This window comes from Kitasatospora sp. NPDC092948 (genome assembly GCF_044754805.1).
Lineage (GTDB): Bacteria > Actinomycetota > Actinomycetes > Streptomycetales > Streptomycetaceae > Kitasatospora.
Genome location: NZ_JBIVPU010000006.1, coordinates 409,523 through 431,651, shown reverse-complemented (window position 1 = coordinate 431,651; position 22,129 = coordinate 409,523). Strand labels below are relative to the sequence as shown.

Sequence of the window (22,129 nt, the reverse complement as noted above, 5' to 3'; positions counted from 1 at the left end):
TGCACGGGTGATCACTGGGCGCCGACGGCGGCCGGTTCGGCGGGGCCGGCGTCCGGCTCGGGGCGGAACGGCGCGTCGCGGATCGCGCGCAGGGCGAGCGGCGCGGTCAGCAGGACGGCAAGCACGTCGGCCGCGGACAGGGTCCAGATGGCGGGGCGGATGCCGAGCAGGTCACCGAGCAGGCCGCCGGCGAGCGCGCCGAGCAGGCCGAGTCCGCCGGAGTACACGTGCAGGGTCGCGCTGACCCGGCCGAGGGCCTCCTCGCTGGTCTCGGCGACCAGGACCGGGCTGAGCGCGATGTTGGCGACGGCGCCGAACAGCGACGGGATGCCCATGCCCAGGCCGGCCACCACCATGGCGAGCGGGAGCGGGCCGCCGGCGGCGGGGTACAGCAGCGCGAAGCACGAAGTCGCCACGTAGCACAGGACGATGATGCGCCGGGCGTCGCGGTGCGGGGCGAGGATCCGGCCGGCCAGCGTCGAGCCGAGCAGGCCGAGCAGTCCGGTCGCCATGCCGACCAGGCCGTACACGCCGGTCGGGACGTGCAGGGTGTGCAGCAGGTAGATGCCGCCGAGCGCGCCGGTGCCCGCGCCGGCGACGACCGGGACGGCCAGCAGGATCAGCAGGGCGCGGTAGAAGCGGTTGTCGAAGAGGATCCGGCCGCCGGCCAGCGCGTCCCGCAGGAAGCTCGACGGCCCGCCCGCCGGGGTGCGGTCCAGCGGCGGGACGGGCCGCATGGCGAGCAGCGCGGCGGCGCTGAGCAGGTAGCTGACGGCGTCGATCGCCAGCGCGGTCGCGGTGCCGAAGGCGACGATCGCGGGGCCGGCCACCAGCCGGCCGACCAGGCCCGCGCCGAGCTGACCGCTCTGCAACCGGGCCCGGGCCCTGGTGAGTTCGCCGCTCTCCACGACCTGGTTGAGGTGCAGGAAGTACACCACCTCGGTGACCACCGACACCGAGCCGGACACCAGGGCGAGGGCGATCAGCCAGGGGATCGACACCAGGCCGGCCGCCACCCCGGCGGCCACCACGGCGATCGCCAGCGCGGAGAGGGCGTCGAGCAGGACCAGGGCGCGGCGGGGCCGGGCGATCCGGTCGGCCAGCACGCCGGCGGGCAGCCCGAACAGCAGGGCCGGCAGCGTGGACGCCGCGCTGATCAGCGAGATCTGGCCGGGGGAGGCGTCGAGGTGGACGACGGCGACCACGGGCAGCGCGATGGCGGTGAACAGGGAGCCGACGGTGGAGGCGGTCTGCCCCCACCAGTACAGCCGCAGATCGCGGGCCATGGGCTCACTCCGCCGGTGCGTCGAGCGTGAACAGCAGGTCGGCGCGGGGCGCGAGGACCTGGTCGAGCGCGAGCAGGACGCCGGCCGAGCCGCTCCACAGCTCGGTGCTGAACCGCATCAGGCCGGCGCCGAGGAAACGCACCGTGTCGCCGTTCGGCACCGCGTGCTTGTACAGCGCGCGGGCGGCCCGGACGGCGGCCGTGCGCGAGGCCTCGTCCCCGGCGAGGAGGCCGTGCTCGGCGAGCGCGAACGCGTACCCGGCGGTGCCGGCGAACAGCGAGGGCATCGCCGTGAACGTGCCGTGCAGCGGCGCCAGCAGCCGCGGCATCGCCTCGCTCAGCCGCTCGTCGTCGACGGTGCGCAGGTAGCGGGCGGCGACGTGGACCAGGCCCGCCGAACCGCAGAACAGGTAGGGCATGGCGCGCCGGTCCTTGGTGGAGACCGGGAACAGCAGGCCGGCGGCGTCGGGGTCGGTGGCCCGGTCGAGTTCGGCGTGCAGCAGCCGCACGCCCCGGGCGAGCAGCGAGGTGTCGCCGGTGGCCAGCGCGAACTGCTGCTGGGCGAGGGCCAGTCCGGCGCGCCCGCGCAGCAGGCCGGTGGCGTCGTCGCTGCCGAGGCGGGGCACCAGGTCGTCGCCGTGGGGCTGGGCGGTCAGCAGCGCGTGGGCGCGTTCGGCGTGGTGCGCGTCGCCGGTGCGGCGGTGCAGCGCGAGGTGGCCCATGGCGAGGCCGGCGGCGCCGCCCTGCAGGGTGGCGCTCTGTTCGACCAGCGGGTGCCGGTCGGCGGCGTCCAGCAGGGTGCGGGCCTCCTCCGTCAGGCCGTGGTCGGCCAGCACCCAGGCGATCCCGGCCAGGCCGACGTGCAGGCCCGGGGCGAGCGTTCCGGCGGACGCGGCGGCGAGGGCGTCCCGGCGCAGCCGCTCCAGCGCGCCCTCCGGCGCGGGGACGCCGCAGCGGTTCAGCACGTGCAGCACGCCGGCCGCGCCGAAGGCCACGCACAGCGTGTTGGTGGCGTGTCCCTCCGGGACGGTCGGGAAGGTCCGCAGCGGGTTCTCGGGGTCGGCCGCGGCCAGGATCCCGGCGGCGACGGCCTCCCGCAGGTCGGCGAGGTGCCGCAGCGGGTCGGCGGCGACCTCCTCGGGCGAGGGCAGGACCGGGCTGTCGCTCGGCGGGTGGTACCGGGTGCCGCGCTTCCACAGGGCGTCGGGGACGGGAGCCAGCTCGGTCAGGTCGTGGCGGAAGTGGGTGAGCGCGTCGGCGGTGTGGCCGACGGTGTGGACGACGGAGCCCAGCAGGCTCTGGACCAGCGCGCTGAGGGCGTAGTCGTCGTACGCCGCCGCGCCGTCCCGCTCCACGATCTCCGGCGGCGGGAAGTAGCCCGGCGTGCCCATCAGGACCGGGTCCTCGTCCGGGCCGGAGGCGGTCTCGAAGTCGATCAGCCGGATGCCGTCGCCGGGCGTGATGATCACGTTCGCCGGGCTGACGTCCATGAACGTCCAGCCGAGCGCGTGCAGGCGGTCCAGGGCTTCCTCGACGGCGGCGACCACGCGCTCGCAGCGGGCGTAGTACGCCGCGTACTGCTCCGGGCCGCTGCCCGCCAGCAGCACGGGGTGGCTGGTCGGGGCGAGCCGGCTCAGCGCCTCGCCCTCGATGAACTCGGTCACCATGAACTCGTGTCCGCCCGCGCGGAACCGGGCGATCGGCTCCGGGGCCAGCCCCGGGTCGAGCTCGTGGAGGGTGGTGAGCGTCTTCCACTCGGTGTTCAGGCGGTCGACCGCATCCGTGTCGCGGCTGCCCAGCCCGTGGTGCGGGCGGGCCTCCTTGATGAAGACGCGGCGCCCCGTGGCGGTCTCCAGCGCCTGGTAGGTGCCGCCGCCGCTGGAGTGGACGATGGCCGTCTCGATGGCGAAGCCGTGCAGGACGACCGGGCCCGCGGGGGCCCCGGCGGGGGCGACGGGCCGGGGCGCCGCCTCGACGAACGGGTCGGTGATGCCCTCCGGGAGCCGGAAGGACACGCCCCGCCGGTCGGGGGCCGGCGCACCGTTGCCGTCCCGGGTCAGCATCGTGTACGTGCCTTCGGCCTCCACCCGGTCGAGACCGTGGTACGCCCCGTACCGGTAGTGGACGGTCTCGCTGTCCCGGTACCGGCGGTCGGAGAGGATCAGCGGGCCCTGCTCGCCGTCGAGCGCCTCCCGGAGCGCCTCCATCAGCCGGCGCGCGGCCTCGACGTCGGTCGGGTACGCGGCGATGAACTTGCCGCTCTGCGGCCGGGAGGCGTGCTTGCGGTGCAGCGACCAGTACAGCTGGTCGGTGGCGGTGTGCTTGAACGCCACGTCCTGGGCGAAGCAGATGTCCGCGACGGTGTCGAGCACCGCGCCGAGGCGGGGCAGGCGTGCCGAGACGTGCACCTTCCACCCGTCGTCGGGAAGGGCCGGCATGCCCTCCCGGCGCCACATGGTCCAGATCCCGCCGGCGGTTCCCCGCCAGCCGTCGGCGGGACGACTCGGAGCGAGCACGGCACCGTCCCTGGCCGCGCTCTCCAGCGGGGCGTAGTAGTCCGGGTCCGCGGCGGTGAAATTCGCCAGCACGTCGGCCATGAACATCTCCTGTCGGGTGGAGGCGGCACGGCGCCCCGATGGTGGAGTGCCCGCACCGCGGAGCGGTGCGGGCACACGCGGTGCGGTACCCGGAGCGGCCCGGGCCCGGGCCGCTCGGGCAGCGGCCGGTCGGGCCCGCACAGGGATCGGCGGGCCCGACCGGCCGTGGGTCAGGCCGCCTGGGTCTTGGTGGGGGTGACGGTCTTGTTGGTGCAGTTGGCGATGCTCAGGGTGCTGATGGCAGCCATCGTGTCGTCCGGGCCATCGGCGGTGGGCACCTCCTGGAGGGAGAGCACGGCCTCGAACTCGGTGATCTCAAGGGAGTTGATACGCACGACGATCTCCTGTCTGTTGATTTCCGCGGCCTCGACTGCCGCTGAGAAAAAGCTAGTTGGCGACGCTTCAGGAGCGGTATGAAGCCGGTTCAGCGCCGGTACAGAGCCGCGCCGGCCCTCACCGGTCGCCGCCCAGGTGGACGTTCCCGGCGGACAGGTACAGGGCGTGCTTCAGCTGGAACGGCGTCAGCCGCGGCCGCTCCGACAGGATCCGCGCGCACAGGCCGGTGACGAACGGCGTCGCGAAGCTGTTGCCGCTGTTGCGCCGGGTGGCGCCGTCGAGCCAGGCCATCTCGACGTCGACGCCCGGGCCGAAGAACTCCACCGGCGGCTCCGGGTTGTACAGGTGCAGATCGGGGTCGGCCACCGGGTGGCTGCCCACCGAGACCACCGAGGAGAACCGCCACGGGAAGCTCTCCACCTGGGCGTTGTGCGCGGACGCGACGATCGTGCTGCGCCCGAAGTACGCCTCGTCGACCAGTTCGTGCAGGTCGTCGAGGTACCGGGCGCGGGTGGTGGACAGACTGAGGTTGATCACCTCGAAGCCCTGCCGGACCGCCCACCGCAGCCCGGCCAGCAGCACGTCGCCGCGGCCGGTGAACCGTTCGCCGAGCACCCGGACGCTGTGGATCTCGCAGTCCGGCGCGACCCGGCGGACGATGCTCGCGCAGGCCGTGCCGTGGCCCGACAGGTCGCCCGGGTCGTCGTCGTCCAGCTCCTCGATCCGGATCGTCCCGTTCTCGCCCCGGCGCGCCACCCGCGCGCTCACCACCCCGCCCACCAGCGGATGCGTCGCCTCCACCCCGGAATCGACCAGACAGACCCGGATCCCCCGCCCGGAGCCCCCGACGAGCGTGCCCGGCGCGGGCCGCTCCGGCAGCGCGTCCGCCTCCGTCCAGACGTCCTCGGGGGTCCTGTCGATCAGGCGCCAGGTCAGGCCGCGCCGGGGCGTGGCGTCGGGCACGGTCGTCATCGGGAGATCGCCTCTCTACGGGGACGGTGGCCGGCCAGGGACTCGGCGAGCCGCACGCCCGGACCGTGTCCCTTGGCCGTGAAACGGACGCCGGCCGCGGCGGCCGCCAGGGAGCGCTCCCGGTCCAGGCCGAGCAGCGCGGCGGTGCGGGCCAGGTCGGCGGCGGCCAGGCCCTGAAGGACCGGGGAGTCCGTCCGTCCGGCCGCCGCGACCGCGCCGCGGGCCAGCGCCAGCGCGGCCTCCCGGCCCCGACCCCGGCCACCGGCCGCCAGCCGGGCCAGCAGGCTGTCGCGTTCCACCAGCGCCGCGAGCGACAGCCGGCCGCCGGCCCGGGTCCGCTCCGCCTCCAGCGCGGCCAGCGCGGACCGGGCCGCGGCCCGCTCGCCCAGGTCCAGGCGCAGCCGCGCACTGTCGAGCAGCGCCGCGCCCAGCACGGTGCGGTCGCCCGACTCCCGCGCCGCGAGGCCGGCCCGGGCCAGCAGCCGGAGCGCGTCCCGGGGGCGGCCGTCGAGCGCCGCCACCGTCGCCCCGAACAGCGGCAGGAGCGCCGCCGCCTCCGCCCGGCCCGGCCGCTCGGCCCGGTGTCCCGCCTCGTCCAGGCAGGCCGCCGCCCCGGCGTGGTCGTCGCCGAGCGCCAGCAGCACCGCCAGCGGACCGTTCAACGCCGCCCGGGCGGCCGGACGACCGCGGCCGTGCGCGGCCAGCAGCTCCCGGCAGCGCTCCACCGCGGTCGCCGCCGGAACCGGTCCGCGCCACAGCGACACGCCGAGCGCGCCCAGCGTCGCCACCCGCTCCGGCTCGCCCTTGGAGCGCGCGGCGTGCCGCAGCGCCCGGGCCAGCAGCCGGGCGGCCGCGGCGTGCCGCCCGTCGGCCTGCTCCTGCCGGGCGAGGTACAGGCAGGCCCGGGCCTGGCCCAGCTGGTCGCCCGCCCGCTGGAACACCGGCAGGGTCTCGCGGGCCACCGGCGCGGGCGCCTGCTGCCGGCCGGCGCCCGCCAGGCCGAGCCGGGCGTGCGCCGCCTCCACCGGGTCGTCGGCGCTCGCCCCGACCTCGGCGAGCAGCTCCCGGCCGGGCCCGGTCCGGCCCAGCGCCAGCAGCGCCTCGCCGAGCCGCCGGGCCGCCGGAAGCCGGCCGTCCTCGCCCGGGCGCAGCAGACCGGTGGCCCGGGTCAGCAGGTCGACCGCCCAGCCGGCGTCGGCCCGGGCCGCCGCCCGGGCGCCCGCCTCGGCCAGCGCCGCGGCGGCGGCCAGTCGCAACTCGTCGGCGGGCAGGCCCAGTTCGGACCGGCAGCGGTGGGCGCGCTCCAGGTGGCCGCCGATCGCGGCCGGGCCGGCGGCGCGCACCGAGCGCAGCGCCGCGGCCCGCTCGTGCCGCTCGGCCCGGCCCTGCGGGGACAGCCGCTCGTACGCCACCTCCTGCACCAGGCCGTCGGCGAACCGGAACCCGGTGTCGTCCGGCACCACCAGCCGCCGCCGGACGAGGCGCCGCAGCGCCGCCGACAGGTCCGGCCCGGCGCCGTCCAGCGCGGACAGCTCCTCGGCGGCGAACTCCCGGCCCAGCACGCACGCCAGGTCGACGGCCCGCCGCTCGGCCGGGTCCAGGGTGTCCAGCCGGGCCCCGACCAGCGCCCGCAGGGTCGGCGGCACCCCGTCGCCGGGCGCGCCGGCGAGCAGCTGCGCCAGGTGCAGCGGGTTGCCGCCGGCGCGTTCCAGCAGGCGGGCGGGCGGCGCGTCGGACAGCGACCGGGCCAGGCGCAGCGCCTGCGCGTCGGTCAGCCCGCCGAGGGTCAGGACGCGGTGCGCGCCGGCCGGGCGGGCGTTCAGCAGCTCGGGGCGGCCCAGCACGGCGACCAGCACGGGCGCGTCGACGAGGGCGGCGGTCACCCGGTCCAGCAGGTCGAGCAGCACCGGGGCCGCCCAGTGCGCGTCGTCGACCACCAGCACCACCGGCGACCCGTCGGCCTGCGCGCCCAGCACCTCGGCCAGGGCCGCGCCGGTGTCCTGCAACGACGGCGCGGGCGTGCCGTCGGCCAGCAGGCCCTGCGCCAGCACCTCCAGGCCGGGCGGGTGCGGACGGTCGGGCGGGTGCGGACGGTCGGGCGGCCCGGCGAGCAGCGCGGCGACGGCGTCGGCCAGCGGCTGAAGCCCGGCCTGCTCGCCGGGCGGGCGGCAGCGGCCCGCGCCGAACCGCTTCGCACCGGAGCGCCCCAGCCAGTGCCGCAGCAGCCGGCTCTTGCCCTGCCCCGGCTCGCCCCCCAGCACCAGCAGCCGGGCCGAGCGGCGCTCCCTGACCTTCGCGAACTCCCGTTCCAGCACGGCGAGTTCGGCCTCCCGCCCGACGAACGGCAGGTCGTGGCGGCCGTCCTCGCCGGTGCCGCGGGCCGGGCCGGGCAACCCGGGCGCGGCGGCGGCCTGCGCCCTGCCCCTGCGGCGCGGCGGACCGGCCTCGCCGGCCCGTGCGCGCGGGCCGGCGGTCGCGCCCGGGCCGAACGCGTCAGAGGAGCGCACCGCCCGCCACCTCCGCATGCCCCCGGACCTCGGTGGGACCGCCCGGGCCGGACCCGGCGGCGGCCGGGGCCTCCGGGGCGGGGTGGGCATCGGGGCCGGTCATCGCTGTCCTCCGGAGTCCGCGGCGAGCTGATGGAAGAGCCGGGCGAGGATGCCCGCGGTGTGCAGGGCGCTGTCGGCGACCTCGGCCTGCTGGGCCGCCGTCAACGACAGCCGGTCGAGCTGCCGTTCGACCTCGGCCAGGTGCTCGGCGTCCAGATCCGCGTGCTCGCGCACGGTCCGGAACGCGGCCGTCGGCAGCCCCGTCCGCGCGGCCAGCGCCCCCGCCAGCACGGGCGACGGCGCCTGGCCCTCCAGCACGGCCAGATACCCCAGCAGCGCGGCCGGATGGCGGTGCTCGATCCGGTAGTACTGCGCCCCCGCCAGCTCCACCACCAACGGCGGCGGCAACGGCCGCCCGGCCGGCTCCCCGGCGGTTGCCAGATCCTCCAACAGTCTTGCGTCGTGGCCCCGTTCCTCCGCCGCGTGCCCCGCGAAGTACGCGGCCAGCGCCGGCGCCCAGTCGTCGTCCAGCCGGGCGCACGCCGCCGCGGCCCGCTCCAGCAGCGGAACGGACGCGGTGGTCAGCGCGTGCATCGCCCGCAGATACCGCCGGTAGCGCCCCGCCAGATCACCGTCCGGCCGCCACAGCCGGGCACTCGCCCGGTGCAGGGCGGGGGCGGCCGGAGCGAGGCTGGCGTTCAACGCCCGGGAGAACGGGATGCTCACGGCGCGCTCCCGGGGCGGGTCAGGGGCGGGGCGGGCGGGTGCGGGGCGTGTTCGGGCCGGGCGCCGGGCCGGGCGCGCAGCTGAATCGGGCGCACGTTCGGGGCGCGGCCGTGGCGGCGCGGCGGGGCGGCCGGGCGCCCGACGTCCGGGCGGTCGGCGGAGTCCGTCGGCGAGTCCAGCGGCGAGTCCGTCGGGCCGTGCGCGCACGCGGGCGGCCGCCGCCGGGGCGACGCCACCGACGGCCCCCCGGCCGGTCGGGGCCACGGGCCGAGGATCTGCGACAGTTCCACGTCCGTCCCTCCCGTCCGCGCGGCTGCCGTCAGCACTGTGGGGGGCGGTGGTTGCGGGCCGGTACAGGGGCGCATAAGGGATGCATAAGGGGCGGTACAACGGGCGGTACAACGGGCGACGGGGGCCCGGTCGGGCGTTCGCGGCGCCCGGGCGGGTCGGCCGACGGCCAGGATCAGGACTGCGCGCATCAAGGGGTCGTCCTCGGCGTCGAAACGGGTGTGCAGGGCGGACCGCGATCCGGCTGCGGGCGCGGGCCGCCCCGGTGGTGCGGCGCGGCGGCGGGGTCGAGCATCCCCGGGCGGGCGCGCTGTTGCTCCTGACTCCGTGGCCGCCCGGCCGGTGCCGGCGCCGCGTCGTCAGGCGGGTTGTTGGAGGCGGGCGTGGAGGTGGGTGAGGCGCGGGAGGGCGTAGTGCGCGGCGTGGGCGGAGACCTCCTCGGTGGGGCAGAGGAGGACGCCGGCCAGGATGAGGCGTTCGAGGGCGGCGAGGGCGGGCGCGGGGTCGAGGTCGAGGGCCCGGCCGGCGTGGGTGAGGTCGAAGGCGGGGGTCCAGGGCAGGCGGGCGAGGTGGGTGAGGGTGGCGCGCTGGTCGGGGGCGAGGGTGTGCCACTGGGTGTCGAGGTGGTCGCGGAGGCGGGTCTCGCCGACGGCGAGTTCGTCCAGGGCGCGGTGCGGGTCGGCGAGGCGGTCGGCGAACTCGTCGAGGGGCAGGTGGCGCAGGGCGGCCAGTTTGCCGCCGGCCAGGCGGACCGCGGAGGGCAGCAGGCCGCAGTCGGTGACGATGCGTTCGGCGGCGGCGGGGGCGGCGTCGACCCGGTGGGCGCCGATCAGCAGCGACAGCAGGGCGAGCGCCTCGGGGACGGTGAACGGGGCGAGGTCGAGGCGGTGGGCGGCGCCGAGGCCGACGAGCGGGGTGCGGCCGGTGACCAGGACGGTCGCGGGGCCGTCGGGCGGGAGCAGGGCGTGCGCGGTGCGTTCGTCGGCGACGCCGTCCAGGACCACCAGCGCCCGGTGTTCGGCCAGCCACTCGCGCCAGCGGGCCGCCAGCTGGGTCGGATCGGCGGTGTCGACGGCCAGCAGGCGGGCCAGGTCGGCGGCGACGGCCTGCCGGCCGCGCGGGCGGCCGGCCGCGTCGCCGAGGCGGATCAGCAGTCGGCCGTCGGGGAAGGCGTCGCGCAGCGTGTGGGCGGCGCGGACCGCCAGTGCGGTCTTTCCGACGCCGACCGGTCCGATCAACGCGACCGGCCGTTCGGCGTGCCGCAGGGCGTGGACCAGTTCGGCGGTCTCCGCCTCCCGGCCGGTGAACGCGGTGGTGTCCGGGGGCAGTTCGGTGCGCGCGGGGCGGCGGGCGGCTCGCGGCGTCGGGCGGTCGGCGAGCAACTCCCGGTGACAGGCCTCCAGTTCGGGGCCGGGCGGCAGGCCCAGCTCCCGGGAGAGCTGCTGGCGCAGCTGGGCGAACGCGGCCAGCGCCTCGGCGCGCCGCCCGGCCCGGTGCAGGGCCAGCAGGTGGACGGCCTGGAGGCGTTCGCGCAGCGGGTGGCGGTCCGCCAGGTCGGCGAGGGCGCCCGCGACCCGGCCGGCGTGGCCGAGCCGCAGCTCCACCTCCCCCCAGTCCTCGACCGCGCCGAGGTAGCGGCCCGTCAGCCGCTCGGCGACCGCCCGCAGCGGGGACGAGTGGCGCAGTTCGGGCAGCGGCGGGCCGTCCCACAGCCGCAGGGCCTCGCCGAGCAGCAGGGCGGCCCGGCCGTCGTCCTGCCGGGTCGCGGCGTCCCGGCCGGCCCGCACCAGGGCGTCGAACCGGAGGGTGTCCAACTCCTGTTCGGTGACGTGCAGTTCGTAGCCGCCGGGCCGGTGCACCAGGCGGGCCGCGCCGATCGCCGCGCGCAGGCCGGAGACGTACACCTGGAGGTTCTTGTGGGCGGAGCGCGGCGGTTCGTCCTCCCAGACCGCCTCGGTCAGCAGATCGGTGGAGAGCAGGGTGTTGGGGTGGCCGAGCAGCGCGGCCAGGACGGCGCGCTGTTTGACCGAGCCGAGGTTGAGCGGGCCGTGGTCGGTTTCGGCGGAGAGCTGCCCGAGGAGTCTGAGCCGCAGCCCGGGACGGGTGCCGTCCGCGGGGGTGGGGACAGTGACGGAGCGGCCGTTCAGCCCGGCGACCACGAAGCCTCCTGATACGCACGGCGCACCGATTCAGCGTGCGCGTCCATGACAGATCACCCTGTCAGAGGCGTCGGGGCCCGGGGTATCCCAGGTTTCTGGGATGCGCGGGGTCGGCCGGTGCGGGCGGCCAGGCCAGGGCGAGCAGGGCGGCGTCGTCGTCGGCGGCGCCGGTTGCGAAGGCCCGGGAGTCGCGGTGCAGCCAGTCCAGCAGCGGGGCGGGTTCGGACCAGCCGGGGTGCGACTTCAGGCGGGCGGTCAGGCGGGGGAGCAGCGGGTAGAAGGAGCCGTCGGCGGCGCGGGCCTCGGTGAGGCCGTCGGTGTACAGCAGCAGGGTGTCCCCGGGGCGCAGCCGGACGCGCGGCGCGGGCTCGTCGGCGGGCGGGTCGGGGGCCAGGCCGTTCAGCCCGAGCGGCGGCCGCGGCGAGACCGGGAGTTCGGTGGCGCCGGTGCCGCGCAGGAGCAGCGGCGGCGGGTGCCCGCAGGACAGGCCGTGGGCCGTCCCGTCGGCGGAGATCTCGACCAGGAAGGCGGTGCCGAACGCCTCGGCGTCGTTCAGGTGGCGGCGCAGGCTGATGTCCATCCGGTCCGCGAGGTCGTCGAGGCGGGCGTGGTCCTGCGCGGCCTCGTGGAACGAGCCGAGGATCACCGCGGCCGTGGCGACGGCGTCCAGGCCCTTGCCGCGGACGTCGCCGATCAGGGCGCGGACGCCGAACGCGGTGTCGGCCACCGCGTACAGGTCTCCGCCGACGCGGGCGTACTGGGCGGCGGCGCGGTAGGCCGCGGCGGTGCGGAACGGTCCGACGACGGGCGGGGGCGGCCGCAGGATCGCGCGCTGGGCGGCCTCGGCGACCGTGCTGATCTCCACCAGGTGCGCGGCGGCCTGCTCGCGGCGGTGCACCAGGTAGACGCCGAGTGCGGCGATGACGGCGATCACCGCGGTGGTGCCGATCGCGGCGCCGATCCGCCCGGGCTCGTCCGGCACGAACGCCCAGCGGGTGCCGATCGCGAGCACCGCCGACGCCACGATCAGCGGCGCCCGGAACGCCATCGAGATCAGGGCCGGCACCGCGACCACCACCGACGGGGTCTGCCAGCCGTCCGGCGCGAACTGCAGCCCCACCATGACGCCGTACATCAGGGCGGCGGTCCCCAGCGACACCAGCCGCCCCGCCCGGCCGACGCCGTACCCCGCGCCGTCCGCACCGCGGTCGCTCCGCACCCCGCACTCCTCCCGCCCCGCCCGCGCACCGCTGCGCGCGGCCGGCCAATCCTCCCGCGCCGGGGGCCCGGTGGGGTGCGCGCCACACCGCTGCGCGGCCCGCGGCCTCGCCGGCCCGGCCCGCACTCGCGGACCGCCCTCGCCGGCCCGGCCCGGCCCGGGCGCGGGGCGCCGCGCCGTCAGCCGGGGTGCGGGGCCGGGAAGCGCAGGCGGAGCAGGGAACCGCCGTGCGGGGCCGGGGAGATGGTGAGGTCGCCGGCGTGGGCGTCGAGGACGGCGCGGACGATGGCCAGGCCGAGACCGGTGCCGGACAGGCCGGTGGCGGGGGAGTGGGCGAAGCCGACGCCGGTGTCCTCGACGTCGAGTTCGGCGCCGTGGCGGCCGGTGCGGCAGCGCAGCGTGATGGCGTCGCCGGGGGAGGTGTACTTGACGGCGTTCTCCACCAGCGCGTCCAGGGCGGCCTCCAGCCGGGACTCGTCGCCCTCGATGCGGACGGCGGGCGCGTCCAGGTGCCAGCGGCGGTCGGTGGCGGGCCGCCAGCGCTGGACGGTGCGGTGCATCAGCGCGTCGAGGTCGACCGGGCCGAGTTCGGGCGCGGCGGGGTGGTAGGCGTCGGCCAGCACCAGCAGCCGGCCGGACAGGCGGGCGAGCCGGTCGAGTTCGTCGAGGACCACGTCGAGGTCCTCCCGCCCGGCGCCGGCCGGCAGGTCGCCCCGGACCAGCTCCGCGTAGCAGCGGGCGACGGTGATCGGGGTGCGCATCTCGTGGGAGCAGGTGCGGACGAACAGCTCCTTGTCCTGCTGGGCGCGGCGCTCCCGCTCGGCGGCGGCCCGGACCTCGGCGAGGGCGGCGGCCCGGCGGCGCACGTGCCAGGCCATGGCGAGGAACACCAGGGCCATCAGCGGCACTTCGGCGAGCTCGTCCCAGCCGAGGCGGCCGCGCGCGGCGTACGCGGCCATGGTGCCGCCGGTGACGAGGGTGACGGCGGTGAGCACCACGGCCGTCCGGCGGGTGGACCAGGCGTCGAAGCCGTAGGCGATGGACATGCTGATCCACACCAGGTGGAACGCCACCGTCTCCAGCGCGGGCGCGACGAACCGCACCAGCTGGGTGCAGGCGACGAACAGCACCCAGCCCGCGAACAGGGCGCGCTCGGGTGCGGAGCGGTCAGCGGGCACTGAAGGCGTACCCGACGTTGCGGACCGTCTCGATGATCGGCCGCGGGGCCTTGCCGCGGATCCGACGGACCGTCACGTCGACCACGTTGCTGGCCAGGTCGTCGCTGTAGCCCCAGACGCCGGCCAGCAGTTCGTGCCGGCTGCACACCTGCCCGGCCTGTCGCATCAGGTGGCCGAGCAGCATGAACTCCCGGTGGGAGAGCGGGATCTGCTGTCCGTCCATGCCGAGCGACTGCCGTTCGAGGTCGAGCGCGACGTCCCCGACGCGCAGCCACCGCTGCGGCGCGCCGACGGGGGCGGTGCGCAGCCGGGAGCGGACGCGTTCGACCAGTTCGGCGGTGGCGAACGGCTTGCCGAGGAAGTCGACGGCGCCGGTCCGCAGACAGCGCACCCGGGTGGCGACGTCCACCACGGCGGACAGCACCAGGACCCGCTGTTCGGGGCGGAGTTCGAAGGCCTGGCGCATCACCTCGAAGCCGTCGAAGCCGGGCAGCATCAGGTCGAGCACGACCAGGTCGTACGGGTCTTCGCGCAGGCGCTGGACGGCCTCGGGGCCGGTGCCGGCGCCCTGGACGAGGTGGCCGTCCGCGCCCAGGGTGCGGACCAGGTAGGCCCGCAGGCGTGCCTCGTCCTCGACGACCAGCAGTCGCGCCATGCTCGGTGCTGCCTCCCCGCGCCCCGGAGGTGCCGGCGGGGCCATCGCCTCAACGTGCGGATGATTATCGCACTTTGTGTGCGCCCTGCGGAGCTGATGTGCCGTCATGACGGCCTCATGACAAGACTGTCATCTTTCCCTGCCCGCCGCCCCGCCGTCCGCACACTGGGGCCGCATCCGCCGCAGCTCGTCACCGGTCGACGGCACGGCCCCGCCCACCCTGTTGCGGGGCGTACCCGCAGCGCCGGAAGGGACGGACCCGCGCGACGGCGGCCGGGTGCCGACAGGGAGGAGGGACGGCGTGTTCACGCGCCACACCACGAGCAGGCGACGGCCCCTCGTCGCCATGGCCGGCGTCTGGGCGGTGGTGGCGGCGGCCCTGCTCGGGCTGCCGCCGACGCAGCCCCAGCAGGCGGCCGCCGCCGCACCGGCCGGGCCGACCGACCAGAGCAAGGTCCCGCACTACTTCGGCCCCTGGCCGAACTGGGCGAACAGCCCGCTGACGGTCTCCCGGGCCAAGGTGTCGATCAGCAGCAGCGCCACCACCGTCCAGGTCGGCAACCCGCTGACCGGCCGGGCCTTCGCCACCGACTACGCCACCCCGAAGGGGCAACTCGGGCCGGTGTTCGTCATTCTGACGAGCACTCCGCTGCCCGCCGGCACCCTCAAGGGCTTCCGCACCTGGAACCAGACCACCCCCGGCGGCAGCCCCAGCACCTCCGAGGGCGGCCGGTTCCACGGCTACGTGCTGCGCCCGACCGGCGCCCCCGACCAGTACACGGTCGTCGCCGACAGCGGACTGCGCACCGTGCCCGCCCCGGGCGCCGCCGGCGGCGAAGTCACCGCCTACGACATGCCGGACACGCCCGTCCGGGCCGGCGACCTGCTCGCCTTCTACGGCCAGGGCGTCCCCGTCGACACCGGCGTGGTCCACCCGACCGACACCCTGGTCCATCCGGCCGGGGCGGACGACAGCACCAGTCCGCCCACCGGGGTCGCGCCCGCCGAGGACGCCACCGTCACCGTCGGCGCCCCCGGCTGGGAGCGGTTCGCCACCCAGGACCGGACGTACTCCTTCGCCGCCCAGGTCGCCCTGGCCGGCGGCGGCAGCGGCGCGGAGGCCACCGCCACCGTCGACCCGCGCACCGGCGGCATCGCGAGCATCGAGGTGACCACGCCCGGCCACGGCTACGCCGAGGGCGCGACCACCGTCACCGTCGACGGCGGCACCACGGCGGCCACCGCCACCGCCGCCGTCCAGCAGACCCGCAGCGTGGTCGACTACCGGATCGGCGCGGGCGGCAGCGGCTACGGCGGCTTCGCGGTCGCCGTCACCGGCGGCGGCGGGAGCGGCGCCACGGCCACCGCCTCCGGCGGGGTGGCGGCCGTGCACCTCACCGACCCCGGCGCGGGCTACACCATGCCGACCGTCGACTTCGACCTGCCCGCGCAGCCGGACGGCACGGTCGCCAAGGGCCACGTCGAGCCGGCCGACCTCACTCCGGGCGGCGGCATCGCCAAGGTGACGGTCGACGACCCCGGCAGCGGGTACACCGCCGCGCCCGGCGTCACCGTCCGCAACGGCACGCTCGCCGACCCGATCCCCGGCGCCACCCCGGCCGCCGCCGCCAGCGGCCTGAAGCTCCTGGCGCTCACCGTCGACACGCCCGGCTCCGGCTACGCCTCGACACCCGACGTCACCGTCACCGACCCCACCGGCAACGGCGGTTCGGGCGCCGAGGCGAGCGCCGTGACCAACCTCGGCGCGATCAGCTCGATCACCGTCACCAGCCCCGGCGCCGGCTACCTGACGCCCGGCCTCAAGAAGTTCCAGGACAACCTGCCGACCACCTGCAACCCCGGCGCGAACGGCGCCGGCTGCCCGGACGTCCGGCAGCTCGCCGACCCGACCACCGACCCGGCGGCGAAGTTCGTCCCCGAGGCCGTGCCGGAGACCGTCACCACCGGCGGCACGCAGGCCGACCAGTACGTCATCGGCCTGGTGCAGTACCGCACCCGGTTCTCCTCCGACCTGCCGCCCACCCTGGTGCGCGGCTACGTCCAGCTCTCCACCGACGCGGTGCCCGGCCGCAGAGTCCCGCTGTACAACGAGCTGATGGACGGCACCCGGCAGCAACTGCCGTACACCGGCGTGGCCGCACCGCAGTGGATGGGCCCGCTGATCGCCGCCACCAAGGACCGGCCGGTGCGGATCGTGTTCCGCAACCTGCTGCCGACCGGCGCCGCCGGAGACCTGTTCCTGCCGGTGGACTCCACCGGCATGGGCGCCGGCATGGGGCCGATGACGATGCCCGCGCCCGGCAACAGCTCCAGCGTCACCGACGAGGTCCGCAACCCGGCCTGCACCAACGCCAAGTCCGGCTGCTACAAGGACAATCGGGCCACCCTGCACCTGCACGGCGGCATCACCCCGTGGATCAGCGACGGCACCCCGCACCAGTGGATCACCCCCGCGGGCGAGCAGACCGACTGGCCGCAGGGCGTCGGCGTGCAGAACGTGCCCGACATGGTGGACCCCGACGGCGCGACCCTGTGCGCCGCTGCCGACGACGGCTGCTCGACGTTCTACTACACGAACCAGCAGAGCGCGCGGCTGATGTTCTACCACGACCACTCCTACGGCATCACCCGGCTGAACGTGTACGCGGGCGAGGCCGCCGGCTACACCATCACCGACGACACCGAGAAGGCGCTGATCAACAGCGGCACCATCCCCGACGCCGCCTCGACCCTGCCCCTGCTGGTCCAGGACCGCACCTTCGTGCCCGACGACGCCCAGCTCAAGGACCAGATCGACGCGGGCGGCGACCGGGTGTCCTACGGCCAGGACCCGACCTGGGACGCCCGACGCTGGGGCGGAAAGGGCAGCTTCTGGTACCACCACGTCTACATGCCCGCACAGAACCCCGGCGACCCGAGCGGCATGAGCTCCTACGGCCGCTGGATGTACGGGCCGTGGTTCTGGCCGCCGGCCGGCGACACCACCTACGGGCCGATCCCCAACCCCTACCACGACCCGCACTGCAAGCTCGACGACCCGACCACCTGGCAGTACCGGGCCGCGCCCTACTGCGAGCCCGAGCAGATCCCCGGCACGCCCAACATCTCCATGGGCATGGAGCAGTTCAACGACACGCCGATCGTCAACGGCGTCGCCTACCCGAGGACCACCGTCCAGCCGAAGACCTACCGGCTGCGGCTGCTCAACGGCGCCAACGACCGGTTCTTCAACTTCCAGTGGTACACCGCCGACCCGAAGCAGGGCGACGGCACCACCGAAGTCGCCCTGAAACCGGACGAGTTGAAGGCCGCACAGACCGACCCCAACGTGTCGCCCACCCCCGTGGACGCCAACAACCCAGCCGCCGGGCCCAGTTGGATCCAGATCGCCAACGAGGGCGGCTTCCTGCCCGCCCCCGCCGTCATCGACGGACAGCAGCCCACCACCTGGATCACCGACCCGACCCGCTTCGACGTCGGCAACGTGGACAAGCACTCGCTGACCCTCGCCCCCGCCGAACGCGCCGATGTGCTGGTCGACTTCTCCAAGTTCGCCGGCAGGACACTGATCCTCTACAACGACGCGCCCGCCGCCTTCCCCGCCCGGATCGCCTCCTACGACTACTACACCGGCGCCCCCGACCTGGCCCCCGCCGGCGCACCCGGAATCATGCCCGGCTACGGCCCCAACACCCGCACCGTCATGCAGGTCACCGTCGCCGACACCGCCCCGGCCCCCGCGTTCAACCTGGCGAAACTCCAGGCCGCGTTCCGCCACCACGCGGACGGCTCCGGCGTCTTCGAATCCGGCCAGAACCCGGTGATCGTCGGGCAGGCCGCCTACAACTCGGCCTACGGCACCGGCTTCGCGAACGGCAGCAACTGCAACACCCCGGGTTCCACCGTCACCACCTGCGACGGACTGGTCCGGGTCAACGACACCACTGCGTTCAACTTCAACACCCTCAAGTCCCCGACCACCAGGAGCACCCTGACCCTGCAACCCAAGGCCATCCACGACGAGATGAACGCCACCAGCTTCGACGCCTACGGCCGGATGCAGGCCAACCTCGGCGTCGAAGCCCAACCACCCACCCCCGGAGCCCAGAACGTCACCCTCTACCCGTACATCAACCCGCAGACCGAACTGATCGACGGCACCGCACTGCCGAGAGCGGACACCAGAGTCACCCCGATCGGCTCCACCGCCGACGGCACCCAGATCTGGCGGTTCACCCACAACGGCGTGGACACCCACCCGATGCACTTCCACCTCTACGACGTCCAAGTGCTCAACCGGGTCACCTGGGACAACATCGTCCTGCGACCGGACGCCAACGAACTGGGCTGGAAGGACACCGTACGGATGAGCCCACTGGAGGACACCATCGTTGCGCTGCGCCCGGTGGTGCCCACCACGCCTTTCGAAGTGCCCAACTCGGTGCGGCTGTTGGACCCGACGATGCCGGCCGGCGACACCTCGATGTTCCACAACGTCGACCCGCAGGGAAACGGGACGGCGCCGATCACCAACCAACTGGTCAACTTCGGCTGGGAGTACGTCATCCACTGCCACATCCTCAGCCACGAGGAGATGGACATGATGCGGCCCGAATCGCTCGCCCTGCCCCCGGCGAAGGCCGACGGGCTGAGCGCCTCCGTGGTCGGCCAGGGCGCCAACGCCCGGGTGCAACTCCGGTGGCACGACAACTCGATCAACGAGACCGGCTTCACCGTCCAACGCTCCACGGACGGCGCGACCTGGACCGACGTCGGAACGATCGCCTCGCCGCTGGACCAGCCCAACGTCCACCAGGACCGCACCTTCGTCGACATGACCTCCTCGCCGGCGACCGCGTACGCCTACCGGGTGGTCGCGCTCAACACCGTCGGCTACGGCGGGCAGTTCCCGAGCACGACCGCGAAATCCGTCTCCGACCCACTACAGGTTCCGGCGACGGGCGGCGCGCTCCGGCGGACCGCCGGCTGACCGACCTCGCCTGCGCGAAACCAGGGGCGCGGAGAACTGCGCGAAGGGGCACGGGACTTCGGCGAGATCCGGAGTCTCGCGGGACGCGAATCCTGGTCCCGGCCCACCCGGAAGGGCACACGCCCCGGGTGGGCCGCCCACGCGCAACCGGCGGTCGGAGGACGGATCTCGCGGACGCGTTCGTTCCCCTTCGCGCCACCCCGCGCCCCTGGTTGTGCACTGCTCGGAAGAAGACGGAGTCGGCCCGCGAGGTGTTCGACGCGCCGGCGGTGCCGGACGACGACACCTGGGAGCCCGCCGCGGACCGGATCCGCCGTACGCCGGCCCGCGCCGCGGCCGTCCCGCCCACCGGGCCGAAGGGCCTGCGCGGCCGGCCCTGCACGCCGACCGGCCACGCCGCCGGAATGACCGGCCGCTGGGCGTACCTGGGCGACACGTACTCCCAGCGGCCGGTACGGCCTGGAGCCGGACGGACGCGCCGCCGCCCGCCGGGCGGGGGGCTCGGCGGGCGGCGGTGACGGTGACGGTGGGTGGTGACGGCCGTGCGGGCGCCGTCATCTGCTGGGGTGGGACTTGCTCCATGCGGGGGAGACGAAGGCGATCAGGACGATCGCGAAGCCGAGCTGGAGCAGGTGGCGGATCCAGTCGATGCCGGAGGTGTGGCGGACGCCGATCCAGCCGGACACCGCGTTGCCCAGCCAGGCGCCGGCCGCGCCGAGCAGCATGGTCAGCCACCACGGGATGGCCTGCGGTCCGCGCAGGATCAGCTTGGCCAGCACACCCAGCACGAAGCCGATCAGCAGAATCCAGAGGAGTTGGAACATCGAATCCCAGCCTTTCCGGTAGGGCGCCGGCCGATCGGCAGCGAGTCCCGGCAGTGCGTTCGGAGGCGGGCCGCCGGCGGGCGGTCCACGGCTGCCATCGTCGCGCGCCGGGCGCGCTCCGGCATCTCGGCGAACACCTGGGCCGGGCAGTTTGCGGGCGCCGCCGTGCGGGTAGCCGCGCCCTCGGCGGGGGCCGGTGATTGCCGCAGGACGCTCTGTGGTGGGATAAACGACTGAACGGGCGTCAGGTTCTACGGGGGAGCAGACACGACATGGCAGGTTTCGGCGTCACGCTGAGCGAACTCGCGAAGATCCAGCGGGACTTCCAGACGATCCAGCAGCGAATGAACCAAATGACCCAGCAGACCGGCCGGATCAAGAGTGAGATCACCAAGGCGGCGGCCACCGACCTGGCCGCCGGCGCGCTCGGCAACGTCATCGGATTCGGCGCGGTGGTGGCGCAGGTCCGCCAGCAGGTGACCGCGATCAAGGAGCAGGTCGCGGCGCTGGAGGCGACCAAGGAGAAGCTCACCAAGGAGCTCGCCCAGGACGCCCAGAAGCTCGGCACCGTGATCAAGCAGTACCAGGAGGCCGAGAAGCACGCCCACGACATCGTCACCAAGCCCGCTCCGACCAAGCCGCTGCCGAAGAGCCCGGGGCAGGGCGGCGGCGAGCACACGCCGACCGACAAGCCCGCCCCGAAGAAGCCCTCCGCGCCGATGCCGAAGAGCCCGAAGAAGAGCAGCGGCGGCGGCGACCACGGTGGCGGCGACCACAGCGGCGGCGGCGGCCACAGCGGCGGCAACGACCCGACGCCGGTGATCTCGCACGCCGGAGCGATCAAGACCGGCGACGTCACCTACGGCGGCAAGGGCCAGTACAAGAGCGGCGAGGCCGCCTGCCGCGAGTACATCGCGCAGGCGCTGGACGCGATGGGCATCACCGACCCGGCGGCCCGCGAGGCGTGGACCAAGGGCATGCTGACCATCGCCAACCGCGAGTCCTCGTACAACGCGGCCGGCTCGCAGGTGAACCTGTGGGACTCCAACGCGCACGGCGCGAAGCAGGCCGACGGCGCGCCGCTGAACAGCTCGCGCGGCGGCTGGCAGACCATTCCGTCCACCTTCGCGGCGTACCACGTGAAGGGCACCTCCACCGACATCTACGACCCGGTGGCGAACGTGGCGGCGTCGATGAACTACATCCAGGAGCGGTACCACGTCTCGGCGGACGGCCACGACCTGGCGTCCAAGGTGCAGCAGGCGGACCCGCACCGTCCGGCCCGCGGCTACTGATCCCGCGTCAACCCGCCCGCCGCCGCCGCACGTTCGCCGGGCGGCGGCCGGCGGGACCGGCCGACCTCATCGTCCACCGACCTTCTCGAATCCGGGGATCCACGTGCGTTCGCTCCGCTCCGTCGCCGCCACCGCGGCCTGCCTGACCGCCATCGCCGTCCTGACCGCCTGCGACCCCTCCGGGACGGACGGCGGCGACACCGCCCGGACCACCGCCGCGGCGCCCGCCGCCGGCACGACGCAGCCGTCCGGCAGCGCCGAGTCCGGCACCGAGTCCGGCGCCCCGACGGCCGCCCCGAGCACCGGCGCGCCGGCCGGCGGCGGGAAGGCCTCGACGGTGCCGTCGGCGGCCTGGATCAACCCCCAGCAGGTGCCGCTGAACACGGCGCTGCACTGGACCGCCCCGGCCCAGGGGGCGAAGAGCCTGGGCGCCAAGGGCCAGTTCAAGATCGAGCAGCTCTGCCACGGCAAGCGCTCCGACGACTGGGCGGACGTCGTGACCGACCTCGACACCGCCTCGCTGGGCGGGGCCGCGGGCGACTGGCAGGCCGACCAGAGCATCGTCGACCTCGGCGACGCGGCGAAGAGCAGCGCCGTCGCGCAGACCGCGTTCGGCGTGCTCGGCGCGGTCAAGGACGAGGTGAAGGGCTGCGCCGCCACCGCCCCCGGGGCCAAGGTCGAGATCGTCGGGGACGACAGCGAGTACCTGGTGGCGACCGTGACCGTGCCGCAGTCCGACGGCGGCGCCGTGCAGGTGCACGAGTACCTGACCACCTCCGGCGGCGCGCTGGTCGAACTCACCCTGCACGCGCAGGTCGCCAAGGGCGGACACCCGAAGACCGCCTGGTCCGCGCCCGCCGACAGCGCCGTGCTGAGCGCGCTCGCCAAGCCGGTCTGCACGGCCTTCAAGGACTGCTGACCGGCGCCGCAGCCCGCGTCGAGGGCCGGTCGCCGTCGGGCGACCGGCCCTTGGCCTGTTCGCGACCAGGTCTTTGCCCGCCGCCGCCTCCCGATAGCTCTTATTCAGAGCTAACC

Annotated in this window: 16 protein-coding genes; 4 read left to right on the top strand and 12 right to left on the bottom strand. The window is 75.4% G+C overall.

The genetic code is table 11. From position 1 onward, the window contains the following. Window positions 1-11 precede the first annotated feature (11 nt). The 11 genes from ACIQF6_RS21320 to ACIQF6_RS21270 all read right to left on the bottom strand — a co-directional run bounded on the left by ACIQF6_RS21320 (window position 12) and on the right by ACIQF6_RS21270 (window position 13,964). Window positions 12-1,286, bottom strand: coding sequence for an MFS transporter (locus ACIQF6_RS21320; RefSeq protein WP_400897216.1), 1,275 nt, complete (start codon window positions 1,284-1,286; stop codon window positions 12-14). Window positions 1,287-1,290: 4 nt separating this feature from the next. After that, complete coding sequence (gene lanKC / locus ACIQF6_RS21315) at window positions 1,291-3,882, bottom strand: class III lanthionine synthetase LanKC (protein ID WP_400897214.1); 2,592 nt, start codon at window positions 3,880-3,882, stop codon at window positions 1,291-1,293. Between the two features lie 170 nt (window positions 3,883-4,052). Continuing rightward, a complete protein-coding gene (locus ACIQF6_RS21310; protein WP_400897212.1) occupies window positions 4,053-4,217 on the bottom strand; it encodes a hypothetical protein in 165 nt (54 codons plus the stop codon). A 118-nt stretch (window positions 4,218-4,335) separates the two neighbouring features. Continuing rightward, entirely contained in the window at window positions 4,336-5,190 is an 855-nt protein-coding gene (locus ACIQF6_RS21305; protein WP_400897210.1) for a S8 family peptidase, read from the bottom strand. Further along, window positions 5,187-7,697, bottom strand: coding sequence for an AAA family ATPase (locus tag ACIQF6_RS21300; protein ID WP_400897208.1), 2,511 nt, complete (start codon window positions 7,695-7,697; stop codon window positions 5,187-5,189). Before ACIQF6_RS21300 ends, ACIQF6_RS21305 begins: the two co-directional genes overlap by 4 nt. Window positions 7,698-7,796: 99 nt before the next feature. Further along, window positions 7,797-8,465, bottom strand: a complete 669-nt coding sequence (locus ACIQF6_RS21295; RefSeq protein ID WP_400897206.1) for an iron-containing redox enzyme family protein — start codon at window positions 8,463-8,465, stop codon at window positions 7,797-7,799. Continuing rightward, window positions 8,462-8,755, bottom strand: a complete 294-nt coding sequence (locus ACIQF6_RS21290) for a hypothetical protein (RefSeq protein WP_400897204.1) — start codon at window positions 8,753-8,755, stop codon at window positions 8,462-8,464. Before ACIQF6_RS21290 ends, ACIQF6_RS21295 begins: the two co-directional genes overlap by 4 nt. 357 nt (window positions 8,756-9,112) lie before the next feature. Beyond that, window positions 9,113-10,912, bottom strand: a complete 1,800-nt coding sequence (locus ACIQF6_RS21285) for a BTAD domain-containing putative transcriptional regulator (protein ID WP_400897202.1) — start codon at window positions 10,910-10,912, stop codon at window positions 9,113-9,115. 61 nt (window positions 10,913-10,973) lie between these two features. Beyond that, window positions 10,974-12,131: a PP2C family protein-serine/threonine phosphatase gene (locus tag ACIQF6_RS21280; protein WP_400897200.1), complete on the bottom strand. Its 1,158-nt coding sequence runs from the start codon at window positions 12,129-12,131 to the stop codon at window positions 10,974-10,976. 179 nt (window positions 12,132-12,310) lie between these two features. Then, on the bottom strand, window positions 12,311-13,309 hold the full coding sequence (locus ACIQF6_RS21275) for a sensor histidine kinase (RefSeq protein WP_400897198.1): 999 nt from the start codon (window positions 13,307-13,309) through the stop codon (window positions 12,311-12,313). After that, a complete protein-coding gene (locus ACIQF6_RS21270) occupies window positions 13,299-13,964 on the bottom strand; it encodes a response regulator transcription factor (protein ID WP_400897196.1) in 666 nt (221 codons plus the stop codon). The genes ACIQF6_RS21275 and ACIQF6_RS21270 overlap by 11 nt, the downstream gene beginning before the upstream one ends. Before the next feature lie 301 nt (window positions 13,965-14,265). Here ACIQF6_RS21270 and ACIQF6_RS21265 point away from each other — a divergent pair, with 301 nt between their 5' ends. Further along, window positions 14,266-18,975, top strand: coding sequence for a multicopper oxidase domain-containing protein (locus ACIQF6_RS21265; protein ID WP_400897194.1), 4,710 nt, complete (start codon window positions 14,266-14,268; stop codon window positions 18,973-18,975). Window positions 18,976-19,187: 212 nt separating this feature from the next. Next, window positions 19,188-19,493, top strand: a complete 306-nt coding sequence (locus tag ACIQF6_RS21260; protein ID WP_400897192.1) for a hypothetical protein — start codon at window positions 19,188-19,190, stop codon at window positions 19,491-19,493. A 36-nt stretch (window positions 19,494-19,529) separates the two neighbouring features. Here the strand turns inward: ACIQF6_RS21260 and ACIQF6_RS21255 are convergent, their stop codons facing one another. Beyond that, on the bottom strand, window positions 19,530-19,799 hold the full coding sequence (locus ACIQF6_RS21255; RefSeq protein ID WP_400897190.1) for a GlsB/YeaQ/YmgE family stress response membrane protein: 270 nt from the start codon (window positions 19,797-19,799) through the stop codon (window positions 19,530-19,532). Between the two features lie 272 nt (window positions 19,800-20,071). Here ACIQF6_RS21255 and ACIQF6_RS21250 point away from each other — a divergent pair, with 272 nt between their 5' ends. Beyond that, a complete protein-coding gene (locus ACIQF6_RS21250) occupies window positions 20,072-21,094 on the top strand; it encodes a transglycosylase SLT domain-containing protein (RefSeq protein ID WP_400897188.1) in 1,023 nt (340 codons plus the stop codon). Window positions 21,095-21,197: 103 nt separating this feature from the next. Beyond that, a complete protein-coding gene (locus ACIQF6_RS21245; RefSeq protein WP_400897186.1) occupies window positions 21,198-22,013 on the top strand; it encodes a hypothetical protein in 816 nt (271 codons plus the stop codon). Window positions 22,014-22,129: the final 116 nt, after the last annotated feature.